Here is a 13,125-nt window from a genome sequence, read left to right as displayed (position 1 = left end):
TTCCGTAAATGCTTTATCAATAAGAAACCCGTCAGTTTGAAGAATCTGACGGGTTTTATTTATTTTCTTATTGCTTAAGTGGTTTTACCTTTTTGCTAACCACTTGTGATGGTTTTATAAGGAGTTCAGGTAGTCTGTTACGTTTTTCTCAACGCGATCAACTACTTCTGATACATCAGCCTTTACAAATTTATCGCCTGTAATGCTTTCGTAGAGCTCAATGTAGCGCTCAGATACTTCATTCACAAAGTCATCGTTCATGTCGGGCAGAGTATCACCATCGCGTCCCTGGAAATTATTTTCCATTAGCCATTCGCGTACAAATTCTTTCGATAACTGCTTTTGGTTTTCGCCTTTTTCAAAGCGTTCCTGATACCCATCGGCATAGAAGTAGCGTGATGAGTCCGGTGTGTGAATTTCATCAATCAGATAGATCTGACCGTCTTTTTTACCAAACTCATATTTTGTATCCACAAGGATTAAGCCCATCTCCTTGGCGATTTCGCTGCCCCGCTTGAACAGTGCCAATGAGATGCGCTCCAGCTCTTTATATTCTTCTTCGCTTACAAGCCCTTGTTTAATAATTTCCTCGCGGGTAATGTTTTCATCATGCGCGCCTTGTTCGGCCTTAGTGGTGGGCGTAAGGATGGGCTGAGGGAAGGCCTCGTGTTCGCGCATACCCTCAGGGATGGCCACACCACAGATATCGCGTCCGCCATCTTTGTACAAACGCCATGAGCTGCCGGTAAGGTATCCGCGCACAATCATTTCAACGGGATAAGGGTCGCACAGGTGACCTACGGTAACGTTGGGATCGGGGGTGGCGATTTTCCAGTTGGGAACTATATCGGCTGTGGCATCCAGGAATTTGGCTGCTATTTGGTTAAGTACCTGCCCTTTATAAGGTATGCCCTTGGGCAGTACTACATCAAAGGCCGAGATACGATCCGATACTACCATCACAAGGTAGTCGTCGTTGATGTTATAAACGTCGCGTACCTTTCCTTTGTACACGTTTTTCTGTCCCGGAAAATTGTAGTCTGTCTTTACAATTGCTTTGCTCATAATAATTAGTTTATATCAATAGTTATCCCTTTGTTTTATTTATAACTAAAATAGCGTTTAAGATGTTTTACGGAACGGTGCTCTATTATAAGGCGTTTCTAAAGAACCGTTCCTTAACTTGTTATTTAATATAGAACTTCCAAAACTTAATACTGGTCTTTTTACTCCTTGTCGTAGGCTTCCACAATGTCCTGCACCAACTTATGACGAACAATATCTTTTACCGTAAAGTTCACCCGCTGAATACGCTCAATGCCCTTGAGTATGCGCATGGCCTGTACCAGGCCCGACTGCTGCTTGTTGGGAAGATCGATCTGGGTTACGTCGCCCGTAATGATGAATTTGGCATACTCACCCATTCGCGTCAGGAACATTTTCATCTGGTTATTGGTAGTGTTTTGTGCCTCATCTAAAATAACGCAGGCGTTATTGAGTGTGCGACCCCGCATAAAGGCCAGGGGGGCAATTTGTATGGTGCCGTTTTCCATAAACTCCTTCAGCTTAACAGCCGGTATCATGTCTTGCAAGGCATCGTAGAGGGGTTGTAGGTAGGGGTCGATCTTTTCTTTCATATCACCGGGCAGAAAACCCAGTTTCTCGCCGGCCTCCACGGCAGGGCGGCTAAGGATAATGCGACGTACCTGTCGGTTTTTAAGGGCAGCAACTGCCAGCGCAATAGCCACGTAGGTTTTACCCGATCCGGCGGGTCCTACGGCAAAGAGCAGGTCATTCTTTTTGAAGCCCTGTACCAGTTTCTCCTGATTTTCGCTGCGCGCCTTGATCGGTTTTCCACTGGTACTAAAGAGGATAATATCGCTGTCGCTGCTGGCTGCACTAAGTCGATCGCCCAATAGTAACTCATTTAATGACTTTTCGCTCAGTACATTGTATCTATTGTAGTGATCCAGTAAGAGATTTACTTTTTCTTCAAAATCGGCCACCTCTTCGGCATCGCCCATGGCCTTCAGCCAATTACCCCTGGCCACAATGTTTAATTTCGGAAAATGGTTTTTGATCACTTCCAGCTTGGCATTCTTAATGCCCAGAAACTCCACTAAATCAACCGATTCGAGGTAGATCAATTTTTCTATCATAGAGTGCTATAAATGCTTAAATTTGTAAGCTGCAAAGTAACAATATTTTTTGCATTTGTAAATCTATATTAGCCGTATTCCTTAGCGGTTCTTACGGTAGAGGTTTTGCAATTAGCATGCCTTGGTAATTTTAAAGCAACACAAGATATGGAAGAGAAGCAACACGCATCGACACTTAAGGTATTTAAGGAGCTTTTAAATATAATGGATGAATTAAGAACTAAGTGTCCATGGGATAAAAAGCAAACCAACGAAAGCCTGCGTACCCTAACCATTGAAGAGACCTATGAGCTGGCCGATGCCATCATTAAGAATGATCCTGCATTGATAAAGAAGGAACTGGGTGATTTGTTGCTACACATTGTTTTTTATGCCAAGATTGGCACTGAGACGGGTAGTTTCACAATGGCTGATGTGATTAAAGCCTTGAATGAGAAGTTGATTTACCGTCATCCGCATATTTTTAGCGATGTGGAGGCCAATGATGCCCGCACGGTAGAGGAAAACTGGGAGAAGCTGAAGTTAAAAGAGAAAGATGGTAATAAATCGGTGCTGGATGGTGTGCCTATGTCTTTGCCCGCATTGGTAAAAGCCAATCGAATACAGGATAAAGTGCGGGGTGTAGGCTTCGACTGGGAGCATAAAGAGCAAGTATGGGACAAGGTGAAGGAGGAGCTGGAAGAGCTGAAGGCTGAGATTGATGCCCATGATGAGGACAAGATGGAAGCCGAATTTGGCGATTTGCTGTTCTCGGTAATTAACGCGGCACGTTTATATGGTGTGAACCCGGAAAATGCGCTCGAACGAACCAATCGCAAGTTTATTAAGCGCTTTAATTACCTGGAAGAGAAGACCATTAAAGTAGGTAAGGATTTGAAAGCTATGAGCCTTGCCGAGATGGACGAGATATGGGAGGAAGCTAAGAAGCTGTAAGTTAATGGAATATATTCGTTCGTTCGTCACCAAAAAGTGTAATTTTATCAATGCAATATAACTTATTGTACTGTAGGGTAGTAAACGAAAGTGAGTGCAGAAATTAAGAAGCGCACTTAATAGGAAACTGAAACGGACGGTTTCTTTTACACCCAACACTATTCAACATCCTTTTACCTCTGCAGCCAAACTCTAACCCTGGAGACTCTGCAGAGGTTTTTTATGCCTTAAACTCTTCCGTTTCCTCATAGCAAGTTTCAGCCCTTAAATTTTACCCTTTGTGCTGTGCTTATTTAAAAGAAATTTGTATGTTGCCGTGGGTTTTAAATAATTAATACAATTATGCCACTAAGCAGTATTCTTAAACAGATTCAGGCAGACGATCAGCTATGGGATGCCACTCTCAGTCAATGTTCATTCTATAAAAGCGGAGAAGTTGTCTATGAGCAGGATACACAGATGAAGCACGCTTATTTCGTCAGTAAAGGCCTATTAAAAATATACCGTGTAGGATCTAGAGGTGAACAGCAGATTGTGCGTCTTATTAAAACGGGTGATTTATTTGGTTTTCATTCTTTGTTGGGAGACGAGCCCGAGGTAACGGCCTGTGAAAGCCTCACCGATAGTGAGGTGTGTCTTATTCCAGGAGAGGCCTTTAAGAAGTCCATCAGCATGAATAAGGACCTGGCGGATTTACTGATTAAGAAAACCTGTGATGAGCTGAAGCATTCCTACAACTCATTGGTTGAACTATCGCAACGCACAGTACGCGGACGCCTTGCCAATTTGCTGCTCAAGCTGCAAGACCTGTTTCATACCGCTGCCAATGAGCCTATACCGCTGGTAATCTCCCGTCTGGACATGGCGCGTTGGATCGGCACCTCCAAGGAGTCGGTGAGTCGCTTAATTACTGAATTTAAGAATGATGAAATTATTCGTTTCGACCGCCGTGAATTGATCATTATGAACAAAGAAAAGCTGGAGCGGATTATCATGCTGTCCTAAGTGTGCTTAATAAGCCCCTGATATTTAAATACCCAAGGCGTATTACATGAGCCGCTTTTCAGCTGCTGAGGTTTTGATTAGGTTTGTTGCCTTTGTGGTTCCCTTAGCCTTAGTGTTTTGTTCTTAATGTTTGCCGGTGCTTCACGACCCATTCCATTGCCATAAAAATAGCTATTACAGCAAACAGCCCCGCACTGTTGAGCAATTTCCACAGGGTGTCCTCGTTAAGGAACGACGTTGCAATAGTGGCCAGGGAATAAACGAGGAGCAATCCAAACAGTCGCTTCATGCTTTGTTGCATCATTTCTATTTGAAAGGGATGAAGATTAATACCCCTCATATAACGCTGTGTCATTTGTAGCATCAGGTTCCGTTTTGAGAAAGCCGAGAAGCCAATGAAGCCTGTTAGCATAAGGCTGATAATGCCGGGCTTTAGTTTGAAAAAGATTGCGTTATCAAGTGAAATGGATACAATACCCAGTGCCACTATGAGTCCCACATCAATTAGTATCAACCCTTCGATACGTTGCTCTTTGATGTAACGATAGCCAAGCTCGCCCAAACCAATTATCACCGCAGTGATCAAACCATAGAGGGTACCCCAAAGCTCGTCTACCATAATAAATACGATGATGGGCATAAAGCCGGGTAGTAGACGTTTTAGTAATTGAATTTTATTCATGTTTGTATTCATCGGCTGCGAAGATAAGAAAAGTTGCTGTAAAGCCCAGTGGCGGTGCTGTGCATGAAGATGGTGCAGTACTTGTCAGCCCTTTTAGTCACCCATGATAATGCCTTTGTGCTACCCTAGCTCTCGTTCTTTTTACTATTTTTGTGCTCAGATTTGATGAAATAATTAATATGAACGGTTACACTATTCAGTTGCTGATGCCTTTCGCATCGTTTTTGTCTTTCATGATGGTTTTTTTGTCCATTCCCACCATCTTGCGCGTGGCACACTCCAAAAGTTTGTTTGATGAACCTAATAAGCGAAGTGTCCATCGCATGCGCATTCCCACCTTGGGCGGATTGGCGATTTTCATAGGTTTCCTGTTCACCTACTCTCTGTTTGTTGATTGGTTTGAGTTCATAGAAATTCCCTTTCTTATACCTGCCTTACTGATTATTTTTGGCATTGGTATAAAAGACGATATTTTGGTGACAGCTCCCATGGTTAAGCTCGGGGGGCAACTTATTGCTGCTATTATCATTGTGGGCTTGGGAGGTTTACAAATTACCGATTTTCATGGTTTCTTCGGTTTACAACCTGATCCATTCTGGGGCACTATACTCACCATTGTGGGCATGGTGTTTATTATTAATGGCTTTAACCTGATCGATGGTATCGATGGCCTGGCTGCCATTACGGGTATTGTCACTACCGTTTCCTTTTCTGCCTGGTATTTTATTAATAATGAGTTTCACATTCCCACGCTGGCTGCTGCTTTGGTAGGAGGATTGCTGGCTTTTGCCTATTACAATATTTTTTCTAAGCGACAAAAGATTTTTATGGGTGATACGGGATCGCTCATTCTTGGTTTTCTGGTGGCTGTTGTAGCCATCCACTTTAGTGAATTTAATCGCCCCGATAATCAGTATAAGCTGCTGTACACAATGAATAGTGCGCCGGCCGTTGCCATTGCCATTCTGATAGTGCCCATAATAGATACATTGCGTGTGTTTATGCTGCGCGTGTCGCAAGGTAACTCGCCCTTTATGGCCGATAAGAATCATATTCATCACCGCATGCTAGCCTTGGGATTCAGTCATCTACAGATTAGTTTGATCATTGGTGGAATCAATATTGCCTTTGTCATCTTGGCTTTTAGCCTCCGTAATTTGGGTATGATTAAGCTGACAATCCTGATCCTGTCATTGGGTTTTGCCGTAGCTTATTTGCCCTCCATCGCTCTTTATCGGAAGCGGCGTCACTTTATTCGTCGCCTCAGGAAGATACGGAAGGTGAGCAAGTAATCCGCTTTTAGCATCCTTAACAAGAGCTGTATCAACGCTGCCTGACGTAAACATTGGTGGGCTTTAAGTGTTATACAATCTCATCATTTACCGTAATAATGGTAGGTGCATTGAGCGTTTTAAGGGGAGTATTCTTTTAATGGTAAGAAGGGTATAATCCTTCATTTTTGAAATATAATTAAATGAAACGACCATGCAAATTTGATTGTCCAAGTTAATACACAGGCGGATGATCTAATTTATTTGGAAGTTCCATCTGAACATTGATAAATAAATTTGAGCAGATGAAAGAGCAATCAGATATAGGCTTGATCGGTTTGGCCGTTATGGGTGAAAACCTGGTTTTAAACATGGAAAGTAAGGGCTATCAGGTAGCCGTTTATAATCGATCTACCGATAAGGTAGATAATTTTGTGAACGGAAGGGGTAAAGACAAAAATATAGTCGCCACTTATTCGCTGGAAGAATTGGTGGGTAAGTTGGAGCGTCCGCGTAAGGTGATGATGATGATTAAGGCTGGATCGGCTGTTGATGCTACCATTGAGGCCTTGTTGCCACACCTGGAGCATGGCGACGTTATTATTGATGGAGGTAATACGCATTATCCCGATACTGATCGACGTATTAAGCAAGTAGAAGCTCACGGAGTGCATTATATTGGTGCAGGCGTATCAGGAGGCGAAGAAGGTGCCTTACTGGGGCCTTCCATCATGCCGGGCGGCTCAAAAGCTGCATGGCCTGCTGTAAAGCCTATCTTTCAGGCTATCGCCGCCAAGGTAGAAGACGGATCCCCCTGTTGCGATTGGGTAGGTGAAGACGGTGCCGGCCATTTTGTAAAGATGGTACACAATGGCATCGAGTATGGTGATATGCAGCTGATCAGTGAGGCTTACCACATCATGAAAGAAGTGCTGGGATTGACGGCCGATGAGATGCATAATGTGTTTAAAGAGTGGAATGAGCAGGAGCTGGATTCTTACCTGATTGAGATAACGCGTGATATAATGGCCTATAAAGATGAGGATGGCTCACCCTTGGTGGAAAAGATATTGGATAAGGCCGGTCAGAAAGGTACAGGTAAATGGACGGGCATCACCGCGCTTGAGCTGGGCGTGCCCCTGACCTTGATTGGAGAAGCTGTTTTCTCGCGCTGTCTGTCGGCCATTAAGGACGAAAGGGTAGAGGCTTCCAGCGTTTTAACCGGGCCTACGCCAGGTTATGATGGTGATAAAAAGGAGTTTGTAGCTGCCATCAAGGATGCTTTGTATGCGTCAAAGATTGTGTCTTATGCACAGGGATACGCGCTAATGCGAGCGGCAGCCACTGAGCATGGATGGAATCTAAACTATGGCGGTATCGCCCTTATGTGGCGAGGTGGCTGCATTATTCGATCGGCCTTTTTGGGCAAGATAAAAGAAGCATTTGATAAGCAACAAGGTCTAACAAACCTTTTGCTCGACCCTTACTTTAAGGCTGCCATTGATAAGGCACAGGCCGGATGGCGCAAGGTGGTGGCTACCGCAGTGATGAATGGTATTCCCACACCTGCTTTTGCCACTGCATTAAGTTATTACGATGGATACCGCGCAGCCACATTGCCGGCTAATCTTTTGCAGGCACAGCGTGATTATTTTGGTGCCCATACCTATGAGCGCATCGACAAGCCCCGCGGCGAGTTTTTTCATACTAACTGGACCGGGCGGGGTGGCGATACATCGAGCACTACCTACAATGTGTAGAAAATTTTATTGAATGAGGCTGTGTGGAGGGGCTGATGCCTTTATCCCGCAGCCTTTAGTTTTGGTCGGGCCAGATTGGCTTCTCCTCATCATCATCCCAGAAGGGACCCCATTGAATCTCGGTTAGTATGTCATGGTCGAAAAATAGATTGAGGCTAAAGTCGGGGTTGGCTGCCAGTGATTGGTTGGGAACGCCTTCAGTCGACAGGTCCTCCAACTCAAAATCCCCCAGGTTAAATACTTCCATCTGCTCCATCACTTCGCCCTGACTAAGGCCGATCAGGTCCAGTCCTTCAAAAAGAACCTCGGGTGATGCTGTAGTAATGGACGTGAGCTTCCAGTTGCAGTCTTCTTCGAATGATAACGATAGGTGTAACTCATCATAGTGCCAGGCTTCCATAGCGCCCGAGTCCTTGTCGCCATCCATACCTTCTACCTCGCTGGGCTCGCCCAGTAGATCCAGTACCTGCTGACGGTTCAAACCAAAGCTTATCTTGCCCAGTCCTTGTCCTAAAGTGATGTCTTTCATTGTTTTGTGTAATGGTTATTATAAAAATGGGCTACAAAAGTAGTTATTTTAAAAGTCTTTGAGTCGCCTGCTTGCCTTTTTTAGCGACTGAATCTTTTTTGTATTAAGCCTTTTCTCAATAGATGACTTCGTTCGTTTGGTTTTTCGGCGCTGCTTAATGGGGCGCAAAGCATTCTGTAGAATGGTATAAAGCTGCTCGATAGCCCTCAGTTTGTTCTGTATTTGCGACCGACTCTGCTGGCAGTTTATTATCAGTTCATTCTGTGTGCTAAGCTGAGCTTTCAGGCGTTGTAACAAGGTTTGCTTCTCCGCTTCGGTCAAAAGAAGGGATTTCGTTATGTTAAAGCGTAAAGTAATCTTGGTGTTTACTTTATTTACATGCTGACCGCCGGGTCCGCTGGAACGGCTGGCCACTATCTCCATTTCTTTTTCAAGGCCTCTGTGTTTGAGTATGCTCGACATTTTATTTTTTAAATTATAAAGTTACTCAAATAAGTTTCATAAAGCATTAAAATGCATTATTTTGTAGTACTAATACCGATCCATGAAACGCCTTATCTATTCATTAATACTGGTTTGCTTTGTTGCTACTCCAACTTATGCTCAGGAATATAAAGGAGTGCACTCCAGTTCTTACCTGCCTTTTGTTGGCCTGGTCAATCAACCGGGCGATCTGATCCGCAACGATGCCCGGTGGAATGTTAATTTACTGTCGGCCAACATTGCTTTGATGAGTGATATGAATTTTGCCTCCCAGGACTTTTGGGATGTTGTAGGACGTGTAGGACTATCTGATTTGAAACACTTTTTAGGGTCGGAAGAATCTTTACTATACGTAAAAGGGCGGATGATGCTTCCTTCGCTTAGTTATCGTTTGAATGATCGTCATGCACTCGCTGTGGCAGTTAGTTATAGGGCAGATGGGGTTTATAACTCATCCAATGATGATCTGTTAAAGCTATTCAAGGGCTTGGAGAATCCAGAATATCTGGAGGACATTAAAAGTGAGTACTTTCGTTCTTTACTCAATAGTTGGGTCGAATATGCCTTTAGCTGGTCATCATCCTTGATTAAAACCGATACTCACTGGTTAACGGGTGGTTTAACACTGAAGTTGTTAAATGGCTCAGGATCGGGTTACCTTCAGATGGATGATATCGACATCATGTTTGATAAAGAGCAGATAGAACAGTTTGATTTCCATCTCACCTATGGCTTTAATGAAAGCCTTGGGAAGACGGTGGATGGAGGTGATATTGTAGAGCAGTCAGGCGATTTTGGCGTAGGCGTCGACATTGGACTTAGCTACTCGTACTTACCTGACCACCTGCAAGGAATTAAGGGAATTCCTTACCGATATAAGGTGGGTTTAGCCATTGCCGACTGGGGTTATATCAAGCACAAACAAACAAGAGCGCAGGCATCGTATTGGGTGCGTATGCAGGATGTTCCTTATAGCCGCTTTCAAGGGGTGGAAAGCTTACAGGCTCTAAAAGATTCCATTGAGAAATCCGTTGACTTTGAGGAGCAAGACGGTGGTAGTTTTAATACAAAACTGCCCTTAACGGTGGGTGCCACACTTGATTATTGCTTGCGTCCGAGCTTTTTTGTCAATACTTCTTTTTCTTATAGCCCCAATTATTATCGTTCTCAGGTTCGATTGGTCAGTCGTCAGGTTTGGCGAGGTAATTTAACTTTCCGCTACGAAAAACGGAAGTGGGCTGCATTTTTGCCCCTTAGCTATTCATCGGTGAAGGGTAGCTATGTGGGAGCCGCGGCCCGTTATGGACGCTTTTTTGTGGGTTCACCAACCATTTTCAGTGCGCTTTTTGATTCGCATCTGGAAGGCCAGGTCTTTTATGTAGGGATGTCAATACCCATTGGCCGATCATTTAATGAGTAGTTGAGTAATGGCTTGTATTTCCGGTGTAGAAGCATAGCAGATTCCACCTTGGTGCATAAATGTGGTAAGTGGGTTGTTAAGCGCTAGGGGTTGACCATGGGCGTCTGATACATGCGCTTTTATTTCATGAAAGATGCAGGCCGAAGCGCCGTAGTCCCATAAGCTGCCACCACCCTCTTCAGCCTTGGGAAACTTGAAATATACAGCCGGATGGCCTTCCAATACCCACATCGCATTCATCGCTGCCCCTCCGTGACTTATTATTTTTAGTTCTCCTTGACTACGGGCTTTTATTTTAGAAACTACTTCTTCGTAGCGCGGATGATTTAAAAAACTACGGTCGCATACCAGCGTCATGCTGTTCTTTGGATGCAACTGCCATAAGGTGTGGTTTCTGAAGGCACCATGTCCTTTAATGGCATGGTAGAGGGTGTTATCCACCGGATTGTATATCACCCCAATATGAGGTATTCCTGCTTTGCTGATCAGGGCTATAGAAATTGAATAGCCGTCGCTGTGTTCGATGAAAGGCAGGGAACCGTCCAGGGGGTCGATGCACCAGAAGTAATCTTTTTCAAAGCGGCTGCCATCGTCCTTGGTTTCTTCGCTTAGTAATGCCAGGTCAAAGTCCTTGAGGGATGGCTTTAGGCAATCGAGAATAATTTTTTCGCTGGCGAGATCTACCTCTGTAAAAACTTGAGCTGCCAGGTTGTGTGTACCTCCTTTGTGTTGCACTGTCTGTGTATACCTGCTCTGAGAGTTAATGTACGCACCTGCTTTTCGCGCAGCATCAATGGCTGCCTCGCAGAGTGTTTTTAAATGCGATGGTTGCAGTATCATACCGTGGTTTTATGAATTGTAGCCAGTGTTTCGCGTGCCACCCGTTCGCTGTAACTGTTTATTTTCCAGTGGTCGGGGCTCCATCCTTTTAGAAATCGATGAAAATCGGTCCACGCTACCGGGTATAATGCCCGCCATTCCTGCTCCAGAGCGATACCATCAATGTGAGGATGATGGTGTTGAAGTGCCTTTTTCAGTTCCTTGAAGTAGGTATCCAGAATCTCTTTTTCCATGGATTCGCATTCTTCTTCGTAGAGGCAGCTGCCCACAAAATAGGCCAGATCCTTCATGCCACATCCGCCACCCACGTATTGAAAGTCAACGGCTGCCACCGAGCGGCCATCGGGGGCAAAACAAAAATTCGCCAGCTTGGCATCGCCATGAACGAAGGTCTGAAAGCGCGCTGACCGCAGTTTCTTATCGATGGCTGAGGCGGCTGCTTTCAGTAACTGATCATCCATAATGCGCCACTCATCAGGTCGTGTGTCGAGGTGCCAATAAGTGCCAATAGGCCATAATTGATCGGGTTTTTGATGCAGGAAGGTGGCATGAAAATTAGCGAGCCAGCGCAGGCAGGTAGTAATGTGCTGCCAGCTTACCGCATTCAGCCGCAAGGGATAGCCTGCTTCATCCAGGTCCTCCAGCACCATAATCACTTCATCGCCGTGCTGTGTCAGGTAAAGGCATTGTGGGGTGCGGCAGTCTTCCGTGCACAGGTAGTTCCATTCAGCGTACCAGGCTGTCTCTACCTTGTAGGAGGTGAGCTTACGCTGATGTGATAAGTCGGTATTCCATCCACGGGGATGCTTCGTTTTATCCGGCAGCTTCACGTGCTTTACCACCACCGATGTGTGATTACCACCCTGTAAGGTAACGCGCAGTATCTTACCATAGCCGCTCCATAGGTTTTGGAGAATATCAGTAGTTTTAATGGTACTGGCTCCTGTAGCCTTTAATATAATGTTATGTAGTTGCTGTTCCATGTATTAGAAATATGTGGCGCAAAGATAGTAAACCACTTTAACAAAGGAGCGTTTCGATTTAATCATCACTTGCTGATTGGCCAATTGGTATTGTCTTGATGACTTATTCATTTCATCTTGATGAAGGGCTGCTTCATCAGTGACTTTTAATGATTGGTTATTTTTTATTAATAGCCTGATGTTTTGATCAATATATTTGCCATTGGTTATGTAATTCTGTTTAATACTAATGAGTTAATAAAGGCATCGTATGATTTTGAATGTGAATAGAAAAGTGTTGATCATCAGTTTTAGCCTGCTTCTTCTGCTCTCGTGTAAGGATATAATTGAATACAGCCCCTACGAGAACATTGTGGAGTCAAAATATAAGCGCCAAAATATAAGTCATTATAATCGGCTCCTGCCCTCGGCTGATCACGAGTTTGAACCCTTTAGGGTTGCTTTAATCGCCGATTCGCATACATACTACGATGAGTTTTTAAAGCAGGTGGACTATATCAATAGTCGCGATGATTTCGACTTTGTAATTCATCTGGGGGATATAACCCTTAGTGCCAATGGAGGTGAGTTTAACTGGTATAGCGACATAATGAATCGCATTGAGGTGCCCGTCATCACCATTATCGGTAATCATGATTGCCTGGGTAATGGCTATGATATCTATAACGAGATGTTTGGCGCGTCAAACTTCTTCTTCAACTATCGCGATGTTAAGTTCGTGTTCTTTGACAATATAGTGTGGGAGAAGAAGGTTACAGATCCGGATTTTGAGTGGTTTAACGGGGCGTTAAGCAATGGCGAAGCTTATCAGCATGTAATACCTTTTTCGCATTTGCCTCCCTGGTCAGAACAATTTTCCCTTGGAAATGAATATCTGTTTAATGAGCTTTTGAAAAACAACGCCATTGAATTATCGGTACATGGGCATGATCATTCTTATAAGTTATCGCAGCCTTATGGCGATATTCATTACCTGACCGTGCCGGCTCCCATCCGTGATGAACTCATTATCCTGGATATCCAGGCTGATACGGTTAGGGTAGAACGTCATTATTATTAG

At 44.3% G+C, this 13,125-nt stretch carries 13 protein-coding genes; 6 read left to right on the top strand and 7 right to left on the bottom strand.

Features of this window, described 5'->3' with window-relative positions:
* Positions 1-114: 114 nt before the first annotated feature.
* Positions 115-1,065 carry a phosphoribosylaminoimidazolesuccinocarboxamide synthase gene (locus tag ACRD7A_RS02225; RefSeq protein ID WP_430809713.1) on the bottom strand — a complete coding sequence of 317 codons (951 nt, stop codon included), beginning with the start codon at positions 1,063-1,065 and terminating at the stop codon, positions 115-117.
* Positions 1,066-1,226: 161 nt separating this feature from the next.
* Positions 1,227-2,159, bottom strand: coding sequence for a PhoH family protein (locus ACRD7A_RS02220; protein ID WP_430809712.1), 933 nt, complete (start codon positions 2,157-2,159; stop codon positions 1,227-1,229).
* A gap of 147 nt (positions 2,160-2,306) precedes the next feature.
* Between ACRD7A_RS02220 and mazG the strand changes: the two genes are divergently transcribed.
* Positions 2,307-3,092, top strand: a complete 786-nt coding sequence (gene mazG / locus ACRD7A_RS02215) for a nucleoside triphosphate pyrophosphohydrolase (RefSeq protein ID WP_430809711.1) — start codon at positions 2,307-2,309, stop codon at positions 3,090-3,092.
* Between the two features lie 342 nt (positions 3,093-3,434).
* A complete protein-coding gene (locus tag ACRD7A_RS02210; protein WP_430809710.1) occupies positions 3,435-4,097 on the top strand; it encodes a Crp/Fnr family transcriptional regulator in 663 nt (220 codons plus the stop codon).
* Between the two features lie 109 nt (positions 4,098-4,206).
* Here ACRD7A_RS02210 and ACRD7A_RS02205 read toward each other — a convergent pair whose 3' ends face one another.
* Positions 4,207-4,779: a septation protein IspZ gene (locus tag ACRD7A_RS02205; RefSeq protein ID WP_430809709.1), complete on the bottom strand. Its 573-nt coding sequence runs from the start codon at positions 4,777-4,779 to the stop codon at positions 4,207-4,209.
* Between the two features lie 179 nt (positions 4,780-4,958).
* Here ACRD7A_RS02205 and ACRD7A_RS02200 point away from each other — a divergent pair, with 179 nt between their 5' ends.
* Together ACRD7A_RS02200 and gnd are read left to right on the top strand one after the other, a co-directional pair.
* Positions 4,959-6,071 (top strand): glycosyltransferase family 4 protein, encoded by a 1,113-nt coding sequence (locus tag ACRD7A_RS02200; protein WP_430809708.1) that lies wholly within the window; start codon positions 4,959-4,961, stop codon positions 6,069-6,071.
* A gap of 284 nt (positions 6,072-6,355) precedes the next feature.
* On the top strand, positions 6,356-7,810 hold the full coding sequence (gene gnd / locus ACRD7A_RS02195) for a decarboxylating NADP(+)-dependent phosphogluconate dehydrogenase (RefSeq protein WP_430809707.1): 1,455 nt from the start codon (positions 6,356-6,358) through the stop codon (positions 7,808-7,810).
* 55 nt (positions 7,811-7,865) lie between these two features.
* Here gnd and ACRD7A_RS02190 read toward each other — a convergent pair whose 3' ends face one another.
* Both ACRD7A_RS02190 and arfB read right to left on the bottom strand, forming a co-directional pair.
* A complete protein-coding gene (locus tag ACRD7A_RS02190; protein WP_430809706.1) occupies positions 7,866-8,339 on the bottom strand; it encodes a hypothetical protein in 474 nt (157 codons plus the stop codon).
* A gap of 48 nt (positions 8,340-8,387) precedes the next feature.
* Positions 8,388-8,801, bottom strand: coding sequence for an alternative ribosome rescue aminoacyl-tRNA hydrolase ArfB (gene arfB, locus ACRD7A_RS02185; protein WP_430809705.1), 414 nt, complete (start codon positions 8,799-8,801; stop codon positions 8,388-8,390).
* An 82-nt stretch (positions 8,802-8,883) separates the two neighbouring features.
* Between arfB and ACRD7A_RS02180 the strand changes: the two genes are divergently transcribed.
* Entirely contained in the window at positions 8,884-10,242 is a 1,359-nt protein-coding gene (locus tag ACRD7A_RS02180) for a DUF5723 family protein (protein WP_430809704.1), read from the top strand.
* On the opposite strand, the gene ACRD7A_RS02175 is transcribed toward ACRD7A_RS02180, so the two are convergent.
* Positions 10,228-11,082 carry a 3'(2'),5'-bisphosphate nucleotidase CysQ family protein gene (locus tag ACRD7A_RS02175; protein WP_430809703.1) on the bottom strand — a complete coding sequence of 285 codons (855 nt, stop codon included), beginning with the start codon at positions 11,080-11,082 and terminating at the stop codon, positions 10,228-10,230. The genes ACRD7A_RS02180 and ACRD7A_RS02175 overlap by 15 nt on opposite strands.
* Entirely contained in the window at positions 11,079-12,065 is a 987-nt protein-coding gene (locus ACRD7A_RS02170; protein ID WP_430809702.1) for an oxidoreductase family protein, read from the bottom strand. The genes ACRD7A_RS02175 and ACRD7A_RS02170 overlap by 4 nt, the downstream gene beginning before the upstream one ends.
* A gap of 250 nt (positions 12,066-12,315) precedes the next feature.
* Between ACRD7A_RS02170 and ACRD7A_RS02165 the strand changes: the two genes are divergently transcribed.
* Positions 12,316-13,125, top strand: a complete 810-nt coding sequence (locus tag ACRD7A_RS02165) for a metallophosphoesterase family protein (protein ID WP_430809701.1) — start codon at positions 12,316-12,318, stop codon at positions 13,123-13,125.

The organism is Carboxylicivirga longa, assembly GCF_050589825.1.
Taxonomy (GTDB): Bacteria; Bacteroidota; Bacteroidia; order Bacteroidales; family Marinilabiliaceae; genus Carboxylicivirga; species Carboxylicivirga longa.
Note: the sequence above shows the minus strand (reverse complement) of the source record. Positions and strands in the feature narration are given on the sequence as shown.

Bases quoted from the DNA above. Each gene is read 5' to 3' on its own strand.
- ACRD7A_RS02210 (WP_430809710.1), top strand. From the start codon at position 3,435: ATGCCACTAAGCAGTATTCTTAAACAGATTCAGGCAGACGATCAGCTA.
- ACRD7A_RS02180 (WP_430809704.1), top strand. From the start codon at position 8,884: ATGAAACGCCTTATCTATTCATTAATACTGGTTTGCTTTGTTGCTACT.
- ACRD7A_RS02225 (WP_430809713.1), bottom strand. From the start codon at position 1,065: ATGAGCAAAGCAATTGTAAAGACAGACTACAATTTTCCGGGACAGAAA.
- ACRD7A_RS02175 (WP_430809703.1), bottom strand. From the start codon at position 11,082: ATGATACTGCAACCATCGCATTTAAAAACACTCTGCGAGGCAGCCATT.
- ACRD7A_RS02205 (WP_430809709.1), bottom strand. From the start codon at position 4,779: ATGAATAAAATTCAATTACTAAAACGTCTACTACCCGGCTTTATGCCC.
- ACRD7A_RS02220 (WP_430809712.1), bottom strand. From the start codon at position 2,159: ATGATAGAAAAATTGATCTACCTCGAATCGGTTGATTTAGTGGAGTTT.
- ACRD7A_RS02200 (WP_430809708.1), top strand. From the start codon at position 4,959: ATGAACGGTTACACTATTCAGTTGCTGATGCCTTTCGCATCGTTTTTG.
- arfB (WP_430809705.1), bottom strand. From the start codon at position 8,801: ATGTCGAGCATACTCAAACACAGAGGCCTTGAAAAAGAAATGGAGATA.
- mazG (WP_430809711.1), top strand. From the start codon at position 2,307: ATGGAAGAGAAGCAACACGCATCGACACTTAAGGTATTTAAGGAGCTT.
- ACRD7A_RS02170 (WP_430809702.1), bottom strand. From the start codon at position 12,065: ATGGAACAGCAACTACATAACATTATATTAAAGGCTACAGGAGCCAGT.
- ACRD7A_RS02165 (WP_430809701.1), top strand. From the start codon at position 12,316: ATGATTTTGAATGTGAATAGAAAAGTGTTGATCATCAGTTTTAGCCTG.
- ACRD7A_RS02190 (WP_430809706.1), bottom strand. From the start codon at position 8,339: ATGAAAGACATCACTTTAGGACAAGGACTGGGCAAGATAAGCTTTGGT.
- gnd (WP_430809707.1), top strand. From the start codon at position 6,356: ATGAAAGAGCAATCAGATATAGGCTTGATCGGTTTGGCCGTTATGGGT.